Origin of the sequence: Sutcliffiella horikoshii, assembly GCF_021991925.1 — a bacterium.
Lineage (GTDB): Bacteria > Bacillota > Bacilli > Bacillales > Bacillaceae_I > Sutcliffiella_A > Sutcliffiella_A horikoshii_F.
This window is the reverse complement of sequence record NZ_RXZI01000006.1, coordinates 150,493-167,386: the sequence shown is the minus strand read 5'-3', so window position 1 is coordinate 167,386 and position 16,894 is coordinate 150,493. Positions and strand designations below refer to the sequence as shown.

Below are 16,894 nucleotides of genomic sequence, written 5' to 3'. Positions count from 1 at the left end.
TACCATCTACATGGTAGCCTCTTTATTTATGATGTAGCTTAAATGATGAAATACTCTAGTTGATCGAAGCGTAAGGAGCGTAGACTGAAGAGGGAAGAAAGACCTCGCGGGTCCAGGGTATCAGCCCAAGGAGGCTTCCTGACAGCCCGCGGAAAGCGAAGCCATGAAATAAATGGGCAAACTAATTTTTATACCACAAGAGGCTACCCTGTATTCGGTAGCCTCTTGGGTTACTTTTGTAACGCTTTGCTTTTATAAAAGAGCTTGGTACATTCCGTAAAGAGTTGTTGTAATTGAATATAAGCATGAAACAACTCCGGTTTCTTTATGATAAAGTCAAGCCTCTCCTCTACATTCACTGGCTTCCACTTTAACGACTTAACGTCCCTCTTCCAATCACTTATACTTCTGACAGGTTGTCCATTGATCCAAAACTGCATTTGAAGATACCATGCTATGGCAGGTATCATCTCATCCTTCGCTGCTTTCCTATCCCTTTTTTGATGCAGGCTGTTGAGAATATCCTCCTTTGCCTTCCAGCTCGAAAGGAGTGATGGAATGCTATCACTTGTATTCTCCCAAGGTAAACCATGTGGGGCAGCGCCAAGGTAGTAGGCAATATCATATTTAAACGGGACGGTGATGATATCCTCCACATCAAAATGAGTGATATGGATGGAGTCCAGTTTGGTATAAAAGTAAGGATGAACAAACGCCTCAGGAATCTTCATTAACCCACCTTCTTTTTCATTCTCTTCTTTCCTTCTCTACACATCTCCAACAACGGACAACTTTCACACTGAGGATTTTGAGCCTTACAATGATAGCGACCAAAGAAGATGAGGCGGTGATGAGTAGCTGACCATTCTTCCATTGGAATTTTTCTCATCAATGTTTTTTCCACTTCTAAAACACTATCTTTCCATTTGCAGATCCCCAGTCGTTTGCTAACTCTTTCGACATGAGTATCCACTGCGATAGCCGGTACACCGAAGGCTACGGATACCACTACATTAGCCGTTTTTCTTCCTACTCCCGGTAGTTTAACGAGTTCATCCCGCTCTCTAGGTACCTCCCCACCATAGTCTTCAAGTAACATATGACATAGACTGCGAATGTTCTTTGCTTTGTTTCTGAAAAGACCGATGGAACGGATGTCCTGTTGCAACTCTTCCAACGAAACAGCAAGATAGTCCTCAGGTTTTTGATATTTTTCAAACAAATTCTTTGTCACTTTGTTGACGAGTGCATCGGTACATTGGGCTGATAGTGCTACAGCAATCACAAGTTCAAATGGGTTCTTATGGTTTAATTCACAATGGGCATCGGGAAACATTTCGCCCATGACCTCTACTACCTCTTTTATCTGTTTCAGGTTTAACATCAGTAGGTCCTGCCTTTCACTATTGATAGAAAAAGGAACACGCAATTCTTTCATTACGTGCCCCCTTGTTGTTAATCAAGCCAGTTGTAAAATGGAACCGTGTTGTTGTTCGACTTATTTGGTGGTACAGAAGTAGGCTTGTGTTGATTCTTACGAAACTTTTTGCCATACTCATTTGCTTGGTTGATTGTTTTTATTCCATTCTTTTTCCATTCAAATAAAATGCGATCAATATAGCGGAAATTCAATTTCCCTGAAATGACCGCTTCTCTTAGCGCAGCTTTTATTATAGTTGGATCATGGTGATCCTGGTCCATCCACATATTTAATGATTCACATTCAAAAGGAGACAAAGGTCTTCCAAATTCCTGCTCAAACACTGTATACAAGTTTACTTCATGCTCATGGTTCGACTGTTGAGCGGCTTGCTTGTTTTGGTCCATCATGTAGTGAATCATTTTTTCCCAGAGGGGTTGGAGAGAATAGCGTTCGTATTTGATGGAGTATTCATCCATTTCATCACTGATGGATACATACCCTTTTTGGAGTAGATGACGTAGTATTTCCATACACTCAGTGGGGTCTATCGTCATCTTATCTGCGATTTCCATTGGGGTTGGAAAAATTATTCCGCTTTCCACAAAAGAATGTACATGTAGGAGAAGTAAAAATTCTTTTTCATTTAGCCCAAGATTGACATAATTATTTAATAAGTATTTAGGGACGGTAAGGTTCCCTTCTTCCATAAATTCAATAAATTGCTCTTTTTTCATTTGAGACACCTCTTCGATAAGTATAACAAATTTATAGGACATCTTCATAGGGGAATATTTTTCAAAGAGATCTAAAGAAAGCTTTTGGTGGGAATGATGAGTCAAAACAAACTGGGCAGTTCAAATGTCCGAAGATTTCTTAATCTTATCCAAAGTTTTCTTAAAGTTGTCCAAAGATTTTGCATTCTTGACTGAAGTTTTTCATAAATTGTCCGAACCAAAAAAATCAATGTCCAAAGGCCTTGTAAAAATTGTCCAAAGCCCTCTGTTCTATGTCCGTACCTAAGCTAATTTCAGCATTTTTTGTCCGAATGATGAAGAAGAATGTCCGAAGTAAATTTTCATCATAAAAATAAGCATTTTTCTATAATATTTCAATGTTTTTTTGCTTAGAAGCACCAAGGTCCAACGAAGCAGCTTAATAGACAAATTCCCCGCACCACTTCAAACACTACCCCAACAATAAAAACAGGCACCCGCAAAAAACGGGTGACCCATCATAATAAAAATAATATTAAGGATACAATCGGTTAAGCAATCTTGGGAATGGAATAGCTTCTCTTACATGCTCTGTTCCACTGATCCATGCAACAGTACGTTCCAAGCCAAGTCCAAAGCCTGAGTGAGGCACGGAACCGTATTGACGAAGCTCCAAGTACCATTTATAAGCATCAGATTCTAAGTTGTGCTCTTTTAAACGCTGTTTCAATAGTTCATAATCATGGATACGCTCAGATCCACCGATGATTTCGCCATAGCCTTCTGGTGCAATCAAGTCTGCACACAATACAACGTCATCACGCTCTGGATGTGGTTGCATGTAGAAAGGTTTGATTCCTACAGGATAATGCGTGATGAATACAGGCATATCATAGGTCTCTGCAATCGCTGTTTCATGAGGAGCTCCAAAATCGTCGCCCCACTTAATATCGTCAAAGCCCTTCTCATTCAAGAATTTAATGGCATCGTCATACGAGATTCTAGGGAATGGTGCTTGGATCTTTTCAAGCTTTGATACATCTCTGTCCAAAATACCTAGTTCCAATTTGCAGTTCTTTACTACCGACTGAACAATGTATGACACATATTGTTCCTGTACAACAAGGTTGTCATCAAATTCGTAGAACGCCATTTCCGGTTCGATCATCCAGAATTCGATTAAGTGGCGTCTGGTTTTGGATTTTTCTGCACGGAATGTAGGACCAAAGGAGAATACTTTCCCTAGTGCCATCGCTGCCGCTTCCATGTAAAGTTGTCCACTTTGTGAAAGGTAGGCATCCTCATCAAAGTACTTGGTCGCAAAAAGTTCGGATGTCCCTTCTGGCGCACTTCCGGTCAGGATTGGTGGATCAACTTTGGAGAACCCATTGTCGTTAAAGTATTCGTAAGTTGCACGAATTACTTCATTTCGGATTTTCATGATGGCATGCTGCTTTTTGGAGCGTAACCATAAATGACGGTTATCCATAAGGAATTCTGTACCGTGATTTTTAGGAGTGATTGGATAATCCACCGCTTCATGAATGACTTCCACTCCTGTAACTCCTAATTCGTATCCAAATGGAGATCTTTCATCTTCACGCACAACACCAGTAACATATACGGATGTTTCTTGCGTAACAGATTTGGCTGCTTGGAATACAGACTCGTCCACTTCCGCTTTCACAACCACTCCTTGAATGAAACCGGAGCCGTCCCTTAGTTGTAAGAAAGCAATCTTTCCACTTGATCGTTTGTTGGCAATCCAAGCACCGATGGTTACTTCTTCTCCAACATGTTTATGTACTTCTGCTATCGTTGTTTTCACTTCTTTGTTCCCTCCAACATTGTTCTAGCTAATATATTTACACATTTATGTACATATCCTCTATTATACAAGCCTGTAATATTGTAAGCAAACACTTTCTAAACAGAGAAAGGCTAAGTAATGGTACTTAGCCTTTCGACACCTCTAGAAGATTAGATTTGCATATAACCGTTGAACACTGTTACAGGCGCTTCCGCTATTCCGAAAGCCTCCTCACTTCGTTGGAGGCCACTGAAAAAGTCTTTGATTTAAGGTATTGTTTAATCACCGCTGTTGAGAGGCTTTGTTACTTAGCCGTTACTTTTGCCATGTAGTTTGCGATTCTTTCCACTGCACTTTCTAAAAGATCGAGGCTTGTGGCATAAGATAGTCGGACATAGTCATCCGCTCCAAAGCCGGATCCTGGTACAAGCGCTACTTTTTCCTCTTCCAATAATGCTTTTACAAAGCTGTCCACGTCGTCAAAACCTGCCAATTTAGCCGCTTCTATCGCTTTTGGGAATAGATAGAAGGCTCCTTGAGGCTTAAGGCAATGAAAGCCAGGAATCTGATTCAACTTATCAAACATGATATTCAGTCGTTCTTCAAATGCTGTTCTCATCAATTCTACATCATCCTGAGGCCCTTGATAGGCAGCGATTGTTGCATACTGTGAAATGGAAGTAGGGTTTGATGTGCTGTGGCTTGCCAGGTTCGTCATCGCACTGATTATGGTCTGGTTACCGACTGCATATCCTATTCTCCATCCTGTCATAGAGTGTGATTTGGACACCCCATTGATGATGATTGTTTGATTTTTGAGTTCTGGAGACAGTTGGGCAATGGAGACATGTTTGTTTCCATCATATAGAAGCTTTTCATAGATCTCATCAGAAACGATCAAGATATCATGCTCTAAACATACTTTTCCTAACTCCACAAGTTCTTCCTTGCTATAAACCATTCCTGTGGGATTGCTTGGGGAGTTCAATACTACCGCTTTTGTCTTGTCCGTGATCGTTGCTTTTAGTTGTTCGGCTGTAATTTTAAATTGATTTTCTTCCTTGCCTTCTACATATACTGGGACACCTTCAGCCAATTTCACCTGCTCGGGATAGCTGACCCAATATGGAGTAGGGATGATTACTTCGTCGCCCTCATCAAGGATAACCTGGAACAACGTATAAAGAGCATGTTTAGCACCGATACATACGATTACCTCGGAAGGCTTATAAGTTAGCTCTTGATCACGCTCAAGTTTATTGATTATTTCCTTTTTCAAAGCCGGTAAACCACCAGACGGCGTATATTTTGTAAATCCTTTATCCATCGCTTCTTTGGCGGCTTCCAAAATATGAGCAGGCGTATTAAAGTCCGGCTCCCCTGCACCAAGCCCGATTACATCATGACCCGCATCCTTCAATTCCTTTGCTTTTGCCGTGATTTCCAATGTCGTTGATGGTGTTAGTGTTGATACTCGCTTGGCTAATTTCATCTATAGTTCCTCCCGCTACCATTAAAAGATTATTCGTTGAAAGTATTCTCCATTTTCATATCGGATGTAATGGAGATTATATTGATCATTATTATCTTTGAACTTGATTTCCCACAGGGGCGTATTCTTTTCCATTGCCAACATGACAGAAATGATTTCTTTTGGTTCTCTGTCAGTTTGAAGATAGTTTAGTACCTCTTCCTTTGGGATTCCCTCTTCTGCTTTCGCTAAATGAACGATTTCATTTTCCTCGTTCACCCATGCAACCATCTCTTCATTGTCCTCATTGGTACCTTGCACAATGATGTAAGAATGTGTTCCATTATATGTTGTAACTTCTTCCATTGTATTCAGATTTGCTTCCTGCTTTACAATTTCTGTTGCACGCTCCATCTCATCCTTAACAGGAGACATAGCGGTTAGATATATACTGATGACTTGCCACAAAACTATAATGGCAACCATGATAATGCTGAAGATAATCCACTTTTTCATTTCATCACTTCTTTATGTACGATATATGGTAAAAACTGCTTTTTCCTGGTTTTCCTGGTCAAGTGCAAGACCAAACATTAGATTTTCTCTTTTTAACGTTCTGTTCAATGTATCCACAATCTTGTACAAATCGGATGAATTCTCCACTGTTACGGTTGATAATATTTCGATTTTGCTTTCCATCCCAAAATCCTCCTGCGTCCAAACAATTTTTGTTACTCATACTCACCCTCAGAGTCGGTTAGAATATAAGTACTGAATCACCTATAGTGTTCAAACACATTATAACAGTTTCTATTCAGTTTAGTACATTGATGTACATGAATGTATAAAATTTTACTCCTATCCCACACCAGTTTGAGTGGTGAATCTTTCTAAAAGGAAGATTCACCCTTTTTTAGGACATGGATCTATATGCGTCAAGTGTGATCGTATACACCTGGTAATCATGATCTTTTGCCTTCACAGAAATATTACCCACTTGGCGGGTCTGATAAATATCCATCCACGTTTCGTGAAGACGCTCCAGTACGTCTGTAATACCTTTTTGGTCGTCCTTATAAAATACAATGGCTACTTGTGGATCACATTCCTCAAGAAAAGCTTCGGTCGTACCGGAAGGGTTTCCAAAATCCCCCACTTTGAGAATGTTTACCACACTTAAATCTTTCTTTGCCATTAGTTTATTTTCTACTTCTTCCATTGCGCTTGTCATGTAGAGAATATTCGTGCCCTTATATTCCAGTAAGATATCCATGGTAAAATGATCATCTTTATTACCCTTACTTAATAATTCACCATTTAGACCCTCGAAAAGTTGAGTGATATCCCCTTCTTCCCATGTCTCTTTCTTCATTTGTAATGGAAGATCCATGGAAGCATCGGGGAGCACGATATTTTGAACTTGTATATTTTTCACAACACTTTGAAGATTACCGATATACTCATCTGCTTCACTTGTGACAATAACAGTTTTCAGTTCTTCCACACCATATATATCAAGGTAATATAATAGCTCTTCCCCTGCTTCCGGTCCGCCGGTATTTAGGAGGATGTTGTCCCCTGTACTTGATTGTATCAATGTACTTTCCCCTTGTGACAGGTCAAAAAATGTGAAGGCTATTTCCTCTTTGGATAAATTCAAATTGATTTTTTCCACATCATGGGGAAGTTCTGGCTGAAATATTCCCCAATTGAACAGCAAGATACAAATGGTCACCAAATTCCACATCAAATTCATCCATTCCGCTTCTTAGTTAGATATACACTGTATTAACCTAACTAAAAAGGAACTAATTCATACTATTCAATATGGAAAAAAAAGAATCTTTTTTCACGATGGCATTCGGAATGGCATCGATAAACGAACTACCATACCGTTTATCCACGACTCTTCTGTCAAAGATAAAAATATCCTTTGAACGACCTTCTTCTAGGAAGACCCCTATCATTTTCTTGAAACTCAAAACGGCCATTGGCAGGGATACATCTGTAAAGGAATTTCGCCCTTGACCTTCCACATTGGAAATTCTCGCTGCCATCACGGGTTCATCCATCGCTTTAAATGGTAAACGTATAACCACTAATGTGTCTATTTGCTCATCATTCAAGGATACGTCTTCTAAAAAGCTGTTAGAGACTAGGAGAATGGCTTTTTCAAAATTAGAGGCTGCCTTCAGGATCTTCTGTTTGCCACCGGTCATGCTACTTTGACTGACCACTACTGTTTCATCGGAATTGGGAAGAGACTTGATTTCCTGGTATACGGCTCCTAACATTTCAAGCGAAGAAAATGTGACAAGGATCCTCCCACCTTTCTCGGCAAGTAACTCTTTAATTTGAATACCCGCCATTTGTACAAACATTTCATTCTTACCCCTTGTGATGGTTGGCATATCCGTAGGGATATAAACTCCCGGATACCCAACATCACCATTATCTTTATAAGTAACTGTTTTAGGATAGAAGTCGGTCAACCCTAATTCTTCTATCATATAATCAAAGTGGTCATCCACACTTAATGCCTGTGAAACGAATAGGATACTGCTTTTTTTCTGATAGAATTTTTCCGCCAAGCTCTGTGAAATATCGATGGGTTGTTCATAGATGGTAACTGAATTCTTAGCACCTTTTGCTAGGACATCGAACCATGTCAATGCATTGACCCTTCCCACAAATAAGAGCGAATAAAAGGTGTCCCTCATTTTTCTCAACGGAAGTAAGTCGGACTCTTGGTGTGTTCCCACTTCTCCCCCGCGGTTTTCCAACGAATGAAGTACCTCTGTTAGTTTCATGCTGAGACGCTGTGCCGCTTCCAAGACAGCAAACCAGCCAGGAGACTTCTCTTTCAATAGATCAAATCTATATACGGCTCTTTGCTTAGTCTTCTTTGTCCTTGAAAGACAATAGCTTCTAATCATCCTGAATGCTTCATCGAGCTCTTCTTTTGCTTGCGTTACAATAGGTGTTTCCTTTAGTTTCGTTAAAGCAAAATATATATCAAGATAGCTTATTTGCTTGCCAAGAAACCTGCTGACATTTTGTTGAAAGAAATTAGCATCCTCTACGAGAAAATAATCTAAATCCTTAAAAACATCCGGCTTCCAAATCTCCTTGGCGAGAAAGTGATGGTTGGTAAAAATAACATAGGCTTCATCCATTTTCTTGATGGCACGCCGATAAAAGCAAAAATCAATCTCTTCTTTTTCCTGGGTCCTATCGAATGTACAGTTAATCTCATCCCATAACAACCTTCCGCCTGAAGACAGAGAAAGCTCCTCCATATCGCCTGTTTCCGTTTCCGTTAACCACACTAATATCTGTGCTTTTGTGAGTACAGCGTCATAATTATCATCTTCCTCTTCCAGGGTAGCAGAGAATCTAGGTAAGCTAAGATAATAATATCTCCCTTTTATTTCAGAAGTGATGAAAGCAGAACCTGGTGTACTGGTATGGATCAACTTTTCAAACATTCTTTTTGTATCCGACCTCATAGAAGAGATTCCAACCTGTTTGCCTTTATGGAGCGCAAACACCAAGGCGCCTAGTATATGATTTAATTTCTTTGTCTCTGAAGAAGGGAGTTCCAGTAATCCATGCTGCCTTGAATCCAAGAGATCACTCACATCATTCCCCACCTGCTTCAAAAGAGTGGTCAAACGTGTCAAAATATCACTTTTATATTGGGCTTTTTCCTTCAAACTGTATTCCCTATTTTTTTTGACCACCAGCTTATTTTCGTATAGGGCATATTCTTCTGAAGTGATTCCTCCTTGTGATTGAAATAAAAGGTGAATGTCACTTTTCATGGTATGTAGAAATGTATGTAACTGCTTGATTGTGATGGAAGGAAGCATATTTATCTTCTCTAAAAGCTTTAGGAATATAATAGCGGTAGCTTCAGCATCACTGTCAGCTCTATGTGGATTATCATGATCCAGCTGATAATAGACGGATAGGTCCGTCAATTTATAGCTTTTTTGTGTTGGTAGCAGAATCCTGGCTAGTTCCACTGTATCATAGGTGTTTCCTGAAAAAGCCGGAAAGCCACTTGACCTCAATTCATGTTGTAAGAAAGAAAGATCAAACGGGACATTGTGTGCCACCAAAGAGGACCCTTCAAGCATTTCATTCAACATTGGTGCAATCTGCTGGAAGGTTGGAGCACGATCGACCATTTCCTGTTTTATATTTGTTAACTGCTCAATAAATGGAGGAATGGCACATTCAGGATTTACAAAGCTCGAAAAACGCTCCACTATTTCGCCCTCTTCAATCAAAACAGCGCCAACTTGTATTATTTTGTCCTTTTTTTTCGGGGAATTCCCTGTCGTTTCCAAGTCGAGAACCACATATCGCTGTTTCATTTAACTACACCTCATTACATCTGTTTAAGCATATATAAAAGGTACCATAGACACCCGTTGAAAGTAATATGTATTTTTATTTTTCCCATAGAAGGAATAGAAAAACCCCCTATTCATAAGGGGGATCAAAATTACATAATAGTAGCAGCCGGCTCTGTGCCTAGCATCTCTACAATTTCGTTATATTCATTCATAACAGCAACCTTAGGCTGATGATTTTTTACTTTTTCCTCTGCCATCATTGCATAGGATAGGACGATAATGACATCGCCTTCTTGAACCAATCTCGCTGCAGCACCGTTAAGGCAGAAGTCTTTACCACCTCTTTTACCTGGAATGATATAGGTTTCAAAGCGTGCACCATTGTTGTTATTTACAATTTGGACTTTTTCATTGGCTACCATGCCTACTGCATCCAAGATATCTTCGTCGATTGTAATGCTCCCTACATAATTCAAGTTGGATTCTGTTACTCGGGCGCGATGTATTTTTGCATTCATTAAAGTACGAAACACTTACTATTCCCCCTTATTATATGAAAAAACAATGTTGTCGATTAGTCTTGCCTTAGAGAATTTCACTGCCAAGGCTATAATGATGTTCTGATCCTCCATTGGCGCTTGTAATTCCTGAAGAGTAGGGTAGGCGTATATTTCCAAATATTCCACATGGGCTCCAGTATGAAGGGTGATATATTCTTCCAAGTCCTTCTTCACTTTCAGGAAATCCTTTTGTCCTTCCAGCACTTTCTCTTTTCCAAGGATGAGCGCTTTATATAGATATGGAGCCTTCTCTCTTTCTTTCTCACTCAAGTACACATTTCGCGAACTTTTCGCGAGTCCGTCTTCCTCTCTTACCGTGTCCACACGTACCAATTCAATTGGTAAATGATAATCATTGATCAGTCCGTCAATCACTGCCACTTGTTGTGCGTCTTTCATGCCAAAATAAGCCCTGTCCGGTGACACAATCTGAAACAGCTTCATGACGACGGTTGCTACCCCATCAAAATGTCCTGGACGATGCTTTCCGCAAAGAACGTCCACTCGCTTCTCCACTTTTATCAATGTTGTTCGTTCACCTTTGTACATTTCATCCACACTCGGGTAAAACAAATAGTCTACACCCAGATTCTTGGCAATGCCTTCATCCCGAATGCAATCACGCGGATAGGCATCAAAATCTTCATTTGGGCCAAATTGAAGCGGGTTGACAAAAATACTCAATACGACGATATCATTATTGTCCCTTGCTTCCTTGAGCAATGTCTGATGCCCTTCATGCAAAAAGCCCATTGTGGGAACGAAGCCAACCTTCTTGCCTTTTTGTTTTTCTATTTTTATGACATGCTGCATGTCCTTAATCTTCTTTATAATCTCCACGCTAGTTATCCCCCGTATAGTCGATGCAATGTCTCCTCTTTCATGGTAAAACTGTGTTCCGCTTTGGGAAATGTCTTATCTTTCACTTCCCCTACAAATTGACGCAAGCCGTCCTTCATCGATGTCTGGGAGTCGGCATACGATTGTACAAACTTTGGTACACGGTCTACGCCATATTTGACCACATCATGGTACACCAGTACCTGTCCGTCCACTTCCACACCTGCCCCGATCCCGATGACAGGAATGGAAAGCTGTGCGGCAATATCCCTCGCGAGCTGTTTCGGCACGCATTCCAGGACAAGTGCCATGGCACCTGCTTCTTCAGCAGTTCTTGCATCCTGTATCATTTTCTTGGCGCTTTCCACATCTTTTCCTTGGACTTTATACCCTCCGAGGACTCCTACTGATTGAGGGGTAAGGCCAAGATGTGCCACCACCGGGATCCCTGCACTGGTCAGTGAAGAAATGACATGGAAGACCTCTCCCCCACCTTCCACTTTAAGCGCATGCGCTCCCGACTCCTGGACAATCCTTTTGGCATTTTGAAGGGTGTTTTCCATAGAAAGATGGTACGACATGAATGGCATGTCTGTCACAATAAAGGTGGAGGTCGCTCCACGTTTTACTGCTTTGGTGTGATGGATCATATCTTCGACTGTCACAGGTACAGTGGATTCGTATCCAAGGACGACCATCCCCAGGGAGTCACCTACAAGGATCATGTCCACTCCTGCTTCTTCTGCCAGCTTGGCAGATGGGTAATCGTATGCCGTCAGCATGGCGATTTTTTCATCATTCTTCTTCATTTTCAAAAAATCCGACGTACTTTTCATTTTCCTTCCTCCTTTTTGATAGGCTCCATTGATCGCCGCTGTTGATTTCCGCAATGGACTTCGCTTTCCGCGGGGCACTTGGGGAGCCTCCTCGGTAAACCTGCGGGGTCTCCCCTAAGCGCCACCTCCCGCCTGAGTCTTCGCCTTTTGCTATAATCAACAGCTAGAGTATCAAGAAAATTATTAGAACCTTTTTGATAAGGAGAGGAAATGAACCGAAAAAAATCCTTCTTTTGCGCATGCGAAAGAAGGATGGTTGTATAGCATAATTAAACAAATTCAGTTCAATCCCTCTGTCCCAGTCCTTTGGATCAAGGCAGATATTTGGTTGGTATTACTTCATTACTCAATAATTCTGAAGGTGCAGTTCTATAAGATACTGCCCATCACCACTATTATAGAATATGTTTGGGAAAGATGCTATCATTAATCGCTTCCAAGTTGAATATCCGCTGAGTGAATATAATGGATCTGTTCTTGATCATCTTCTAGCATTAGTACTCCATCCTCTGTAATCCCTATTGCCCTACCCTCTAAAGTGCCTGATATGGTACGGGCAATGATCCTCTTGCCGATACTGATCGCATAAGACTCCCACAGTAACTTTATTGGGTAAAACCCATGCTCCAGATACTTATGGTATAAATTTTCAAATTTGAATAAAATCGTTTGAATAAGCTCGGCACGATTGACAGTTTCACCAAGCTCAATGGAAAGAGAGGTGGCAATAGAGTGAAGTTCTTCCGGGAAGTGCTCTATTGCTTGATTTACATTAATACCGGTACCGATGATAACGGAATTTATTTTGTCCGCCTCTGCTTGCATTTCCGTCAGTATACCCACCGTTTTCTTTTTGTTAATCAATATATCATTCGGCCATTTTATATCCGGGCGTAAACCTGTCACCTCTTCAATGGCTTGTGTGATTGCTACTGCCGTTAAAAGTGTCAATTGAGGAGCTTTTGCAGGTGGAAGATTAGGACGGAGGATGAGACTCATCCAGATACCTGTGTGTTTTGGTGAATACCACTCCCTGCTCAACCTACCCCGGCCGGCCGTCTGTTCTTCCGCAACAATTAAGGTCCCCTCCGGTGCGCCGTCATACGCTAGTTGATGCGCGATCCTTTGAGTGGAAGTGACCGATTCCTCAAAATGGACCTTCCTCCCGAGAACTTCCGTTTTCAATCCCAGTGAGATTTCATTGTGGGAGATTTTATCAGGAATCGTTTTAATACGGTAACCTTTCCTTCTCACTGCCTCGAGCTCATAACCTTCCTGCCTCAAGTCTTCTATATGCTTCCACACAGCCGTCCTTGAACATCCGAGCTCTTCGCTAATCTTTTGGCCAGATAGGAAGTCACCCTCTATTTCCGTAAACATTTTCAGTAGTTTTGATCGTATTTCTGTAGCCAATTACATACCCACTCCTTCAAAGCCGCTCTCTCATTTTGTGTTTTCTCATGAATCAATGCCATTTCCAAATCCTGATAAAGCATGGCGATCCATTTTCCCCGTTTCTCTCCTGCAATTTCTACAAGGTCATGACCATCCAAAACGATATCTTTAAGACTGTGAATAGGCAGAGCGTTGTATATTTTATGGATTTGGACACTCTTACTCTTGTTCTCCCATCCTAAGACAGCCATTACTTGATGAGCTTCTAATGATTGCTCAAGTCCTGACCTGTAGATGATTTCCTTTACCCATCCCATTCGTTTGACCTGTTCTATCACCTTCAGATTCTCTTGTGCAGCCTTCGTTACCTTTTTCGGCAGCTTCCAACTGTTCAGGAATGTTTCCACATCATCCACATTTAAGACAATGACCAACAACGCCCATAAAGCAGAACGACTTTGAAGTTCATATACAGGTAGTTTAGCAAGCTCTTTCAAATGATTGCCCTTTTCTTCAAAATGAGGGAGGAATGTGTGAAGTCCAGTTGTCACCAAAAGCTCCAGAGCATTTTTAACACCTTGTCCTTTTAGTAGCTTTTCCATTTCCATCGTTTTCCTTTCAATGGAAACCATCTCTAAAAGGGCTCGATCTTTTTGTATAGCGATAAACGTGTCCGTTTCCACGAAAAAGGACAATTGACTGGAAAAGCGAACGGCACGAAGCATTCGTAGGGCATCTTCTTTGAATCGCTCTGTTGCTTTCCCAACGGTTCTAATAACTCTTCTTTCAATATCACTTTCTCCATGGAAAGGGTCCAGTATTTTACCATCCTTGTCCATGGCAATGGCGTTCATGGTGAAGTCCCTGCGTTTTAAATCTTCCTCCAAGCTTTTCACAAATGTCACGTTGTCAGGGTGGCGGTTATCAGTATAGGTTCCATCTGTCCGAAACGTCGTCACCTCATAGCTCTCCTGCTCGGATGTCACGACAATGATGGTTCCATGCTCTGCTCCGACATCTATCGTTTTTGGAAAAATAGCCTGAATTTCTTCGGGAGTGGCAGATGTGGCAATATCTATATCACCTATTACTCTATTCATTAAGGTGTCGCGAACAGAGCCCCCCACAAAGTAAGCTTCATGTCCGTTTTCTTCTAAACGTTCGATAATCAGACTACCTTGATGGAAGGCTTTGTGCATCGTTATTCCCTCAACTTTCACTTGGGTTATCGATCAATTGCTTGTACATCTCTTCGTACTGTTCTACTATTCTTTGTGAACTGAAGTGTTCTTTTACTCTTGATATGGCATTCTCCGCAAATTTAGTATGTAAAGTGGTATCTCCCAATATCTCTATGGCATTTCGGGCAATATCTTCTACATCTCCCACATCACTGAGGTAACCTGTTTTTCCATTATCGATTACTTCAGGTATACCTCCGATTTTTGTACCGACAGATGGAACGCCACACGCCATCGCTTCAAGTAATACAAGTCCAAAGCTCTCTTTTTCAGATAAAAGAAGCATAAGGTCACTAATGGAGTATAAATCTTCCAGATTCTCTTGCTTACCAAGAAACAACACTTTATCTTTAAGGCCCAGTTCTCTCACAAGATTACATACGACCGATATCTCTGGTCCATCCCCGACAAGCAGCAACTTTGATGGGATTTTCTTTTCTATAAGGTGAAAGGACTTCACTACATCTTGTACACGTTTCACCTTGCGGAAATTAGAGACGTGGATGATGACCTTCTCTTCATCTGCTATTCCATATTGGACTTTAAGGTCCTGGGTGTCTTTTTTAAAATAGACCCGTTCATCAATGAAGTTATAAACGGTTTGAATGGATTTCTTTGGTTGAAGTAAGTCGTATGTCTGTTGCACAAGTGACTCGGATACGGCTGTCACCACGTCAGACCCCTCAATCCCAAATCGAATCATGTCGTTGAGAGAAGGATCGTAGCCAAGTACCGTTATATCTGTCCCGTGAAGGGTCGTCACAATCTTCAGTCTATCGTCTGTCATTTTTTTGGCCAGGTAGGCACATACCGCATGTGGAATGGCATAGTGAACATGCAATAGATCCAGTTTTTCCCGTTTTGCTACTTCTGCCATTTTACTAGCCAAGGCTAAATCGTATGGTGGGTACTGGAAGACAGAATATTGATTCACCTGCACCTCATGATAATAGATGTTGCTATATACTTTGTTTAGTCGAAATGGCATACTCGAGGAAATGAAATGGATCTCATGTCCCTTTTCCGCCAAAAGCTTCCCCAATTCCGTTGCAATTACCCCTGATCCGCCAACTGTCGGATAGCAAGTAATGCCGATTTTCAATTTCAATTAAATCCCACCTAATAAATCATAGTTAAGAACAATTGGTCCTTTTGCAAAAAATCCTTCTGCATACATGGAACCAATTTGTTTTCCGTATGCACGTTCCCGGCTGATGACAGCCTCCACATACCCGTTGGTTAACGGTGTGTCCACTCCTTCGGGGTTTTTCTCAAACTGGCTTGTGTAGGCTTCAAGCGCCTTTGTCTTCTTCTCGATCTGGCTGGATATATCTATATAGAATTCCGGTTTATGTAACCCATTTATCTGATAAAAATAAAGGTTTTCAGTTTTATGTGCAGATTGCCCCTTAGAATCTGCCACACGTTTGATACCTGAGGAAAATACAGCTTCTTCTACCAACTTGGCACAATTCCCATGGTCAGGGTGACGATCTTCGTAAAATGGTACAAAAACAAGACGCGGCTTGTATTTCCGGATGACAGACACAATCTCAAGTATGTATTCTTCCCTTAGGTAAAGACCTCTATCTGGTAAAGAAAGCTGAATGCGTGCATCCAATTCAAGGATTTTAGCAGCATCATTTGCTTCCTTTTGCCTAATCTCAACGGTTCCATTGGATGATCTTTCCGCATAGGTCAAATTACAGATTCCGGTTTTATAGCCTTGTTCTTTATATTTTGCAAGAGTGCCGGCCATGCCAATCTCCACATCATCTGGATGGGCCCCGAATGCCAGGATGTCTAGTTGATCACTCATCGGTTTCCGCTTCTTTGCCATGTACAATTTCCCGCCAACCAAGTTCTCCTCTTGAAAGCCCGTGAATCAATATCTCCGCTGTTCCCATATTGGTTGCAAGCGGAATGGAATAAACATCACATAGTCTCAGCAAAGCAGTGACATCTGGCTCGTGAGGCTGGGCAGTCAACGGGTCGCGGAAAAAGATGACCATATCCATCTTATTTTGAGCAATCAATGCCCCGATTTCCTGATCTCCTCCAAGTGGTCCCGATTGGAATCTATGTACATTCAGGCCCGTGGCTTCTGAAATTCGAAGTCCTGTTGTACCTGTGGCAAATATCTCATGCTTCTCCAGTACATTTTTATAAGCTGTCGCAAATTGTATCATATCCGGTTTTTTCTTATCGTGTGCAATCAATGCTACCTTCATGACCGTTTCC

The 16,894-nt window shown here is 41.3% G+C and carries 17 protein-coding genes; all 17 read right to left on the bottom strand.

Translation table 11 applies throughout. The annotated features are described in order from the left end of the window. Positions 1 to 230: 230 nt before the first annotated feature. Positions 231 to 731: a YpoC family protein gene (locus EKQ44_RS15850; protein ID WP_237664514.1), complete on the bottom strand. Its 501-nt coding sequence runs from the start codon at positions 729 to 731 to the stop codon at positions 231 to 233. After that, positions 731 to 1,384, bottom strand: coding sequence for an endonuclease III (nth, locus tag EKQ44_RS15845; protein WP_237664596.1), 654 nt, complete (start codon positions 1,382 to 1,384; stop codon positions 731 to 733). Before nth ends, EKQ44_RS15850 begins: the two co-directional genes overlap by 1 nt. A 71-nt stretch (positions 1,385 to 1,455) precedes the next feature. Continuing rightward, a complete protein-coding gene (locus EKQ44_RS15840; RefSeq protein WP_237664513.1) occupies positions 1,456 to 2,157 on the bottom strand; it encodes a DnaD domain-containing protein in 702 nt (233 codons plus the stop codon). Positions 2,158 to 2,671: 514 nt separating this feature from the next. Next, positions 2,672 to 3,964 carry an asparagine--tRNA ligase gene (asnS, locus tag EKQ44_RS15835; protein WP_237664512.1) on the bottom strand — a complete coding sequence of 431 codons (1,293 nt, stop codon included), beginning with the start codon at positions 3,962 to 3,964 and terminating at the stop codon, positions 2,672 to 2,674. A 286-nt stretch (positions 3,965 to 4,250) separates the two neighbouring features. Next, the gene (locus tag EKQ44_RS15830; RefSeq protein WP_237664511.1) at positions 4,251 to 5,438 is read right to left on the bottom strand and encodes a pyridoxal phosphate-dependent aminotransferase; all 1,188 of its coding nucleotides are present in this window, start codon (positions 5,436 to 5,438) and stop codon (positions 4,251 to 4,253) included. A gap of 21 nt (positions 5,439 to 5,459) precedes the next feature. Further along, complete coding sequence (locus EKQ44_RS15825; RefSeq protein WP_237664510.1) at positions 5,460 to 5,933, bottom strand: cell wall elongation regulator TseB-like domain-containing protein; 474 nt, start codon at positions 5,931 to 5,933, stop codon at positions 5,460 to 5,462. A gap of 12 nt (positions 5,934 to 5,945) precedes the next feature. After that, entirely contained in the window at positions 5,946 to 6,116 is a 171-nt protein-coding gene (locus tag EKQ44_RS15820) for a YpmA family protein (protein ID WP_082153472.1), read from the bottom strand. A 214-nt stretch (positions 6,117 to 6,330) separates the two neighbouring features. Continuing rightward, positions 6,331 to 7,164 carry a ComEC/Rec2 family competence protein gene (locus EKQ44_RS15815; protein ID WP_237664509.1) on the bottom strand — a complete coding sequence of 278 codons (834 nt, stop codon included), beginning with the start codon at positions 7,162 to 7,164 and terminating at the stop codon, positions 6,331 to 6,333. A 61-nt stretch (positions 7,165 to 7,225) separates the two neighbouring features. Continuing rightward, the gene (locus EKQ44_RS15810) at positions 7,226 to 9,799 is read right to left on the bottom strand and encodes an exonuclease domain-containing protein (protein ID WP_237664508.1); all 2,574 of its coding nucleotides are present in this window, start codon (positions 9,797 to 9,799) and stop codon (positions 7,226 to 7,228) included. Between the two features lie 131 nt (positions 9,800 to 9,930). After that, entirely contained in the window at positions 9,931 to 10,314 is a 384-nt protein-coding gene (gene panD, locus EKQ44_RS15805; RefSeq protein ID WP_237664507.1) for an aspartate 1-decarboxylase, read from the bottom strand. A 3-nt stretch (positions 10,315 to 10,317) separates the two neighbouring features. Next, complete coding sequence (gene panC, locus EKQ44_RS15800) at positions 10,318 to 11,181, bottom strand: pantoate--beta-alanine ligase (RefSeq protein WP_237664506.1); 864 nt, start codon at positions 11,179 to 11,181, stop codon at positions 10,318 to 10,320. A 5-nt stretch (positions 11,182 to 11,186) separates the two neighbouring features. After that, on the bottom strand, positions 11,187 to 12,017 hold the full coding sequence (gene panB / locus EKQ44_RS15795) for a 3-methyl-2-oxobutanoate hydroxymethyltransferase (protein WP_237664505.1): 831 nt from the start codon (positions 12,015 to 12,017) through the stop codon (positions 11,187 to 11,189). A 426-nt stretch (positions 12,018 to 12,443) separates the two neighbouring features. Continuing rightward, positions 12,444 to 13,397: a biotin--[acetyl-CoA-carboxylase] ligase gene (locus EKQ44_RS15790; RefSeq protein ID WP_237664595.1), complete on the bottom strand. Its 954-nt coding sequence runs from the start codon at positions 13,395 to 13,397 to the stop codon at positions 12,444 to 12,446. 2 nt (positions 13,398 to 13,399) lie between these two features. Beyond that, positions 13,400 to 14,611 (bottom strand): CCA tRNA nucleotidyltransferase, encoded by a 1,212-nt coding sequence (locus EKQ44_RS15785; protein WP_237664504.1) that lies wholly within the window; start codon positions 14,609 to 14,611, stop codon positions 13,400 to 13,402. Positions 14,612 to 14,621: 10 nt separating this feature from the next. Then, on the bottom strand, positions 14,622 to 15,761 hold the full coding sequence (bshA, locus tag EKQ44_RS15780) for an N-acetyl-alpha-D-glucosaminyl L-malate synthase BshA (RefSeq protein ID WP_237664503.1): 1,140 nt from the start codon (positions 15,759 to 15,761) through the stop codon (positions 14,622 to 14,624). Beyond that, a complete protein-coding gene (bshB1, locus tag EKQ44_RS15775) occupies positions 15,762 to 16,472 on the bottom strand; it encodes a bacillithiol biosynthesis deacetylase BshB1 (RefSeq protein WP_237664594.1) in 711 nt (236 codons plus the stop codon). Then, positions 16,465 to 16,884: a methylglyoxal synthase gene (gene mgsA, locus EKQ44_RS15770; RefSeq protein ID WP_237664502.1), complete on the bottom strand. Its 420-nt coding sequence runs from the start codon at positions 16,882 to 16,884 to the stop codon at positions 16,465 to 16,467. The genes bshB1 and mgsA overlap by 8 nt, the downstream gene beginning before the upstream one ends. Positions 16,885 to 16,894: the final 10 nt, after the last annotated feature.

Excerpts from the sequence above, each read along its gene's own strand:
- EKQ44_RS15825 (WP_237664510.1), bottom strand. The coding sequence starts at position 5,933 with ATGAAAAAGTGGATTATCTTCAGCATTATCATGGTTGCCATTATAGTT.
- panB (WP_237664505.1), bottom strand. The coding sequence starts at position 12,017 with ATGAAAAGTACGTCGGATTTTTTGAAAATGAAGAAGAATGATGAAAAA.
- nth (WP_237664596.1), bottom strand. The coding sequence starts at position 1,384 with ATGTTAAACCTGAAACAGATAAAAGAGGTAGTAGAGGTCATGGGCGAA.
- EKQ44_RS15815 (WP_237664509.1), bottom strand. The coding sequence starts at position 7,164 with ATGTGGAATTTGGTGACCATTTGTATCTTGCTGTTCAATTGGGGAATA.
- EKQ44_RS15840 (WP_237664513.1), bottom strand. The coding sequence starts at position 2,157 with ATGAAAAAAGAGCAATTTATTGAATTTATGGAAGAAGGGAACCTTACC.
- EKQ44_RS15820 (WP_082153472.1), bottom strand. The coding sequence starts at position 6,116 with ATGGAAAGCAAAATCGAAATATTATCAACCGTAACAGTGGAGAATTCA.
- EKQ44_RS15830 (WP_237664511.1), bottom strand. The coding sequence starts at position 5,438 with ATGAAATTAGCCAAGCGAGTATCAACACTAACACCATCAACGACATTG.
- EKQ44_RS15850 (WP_237664514.1), bottom strand. The coding sequence starts at position 731 with ATGAAGATTCCTGAGGCGTTTGTTCATCCTTACTTTTATACCAAACTG.
- bshB1 (WP_237664594.1), bottom strand. The coding sequence starts at position 16,472 with ATGAGTGATCAACTAGACATCCTGGCATTCGGGGCCCATCCAGATGAT.
- EKQ44_RS15790 (WP_237664595.1), bottom strand. The coding sequence starts at position 13,397 with ATGTTTACGGAAATAGAGGGTGACTTCCTATCTGGCCAAAAGATTAGC.
- EKQ44_RS15810 (WP_237664508.1), bottom strand. The coding sequence starts at position 9,799 with ATGAAACAGCGATATGTGGTTCTCGACTTGGAAACGACAGGGAATTCC.
- EKQ44_RS15785 (WP_237664504.1), bottom strand. The coding sequence starts at position 14,611 with ATGCACAAAGCCTTCCATCAAGGTAGTCTGATTATCGAACGTTTAGAA.
- mgsA (WP_237664502.1), bottom strand. The coding sequence starts at position 16,884 with ATGAAGGTAGCATTGATTGCACACGATAAGAAAAAACCGGATATGATA.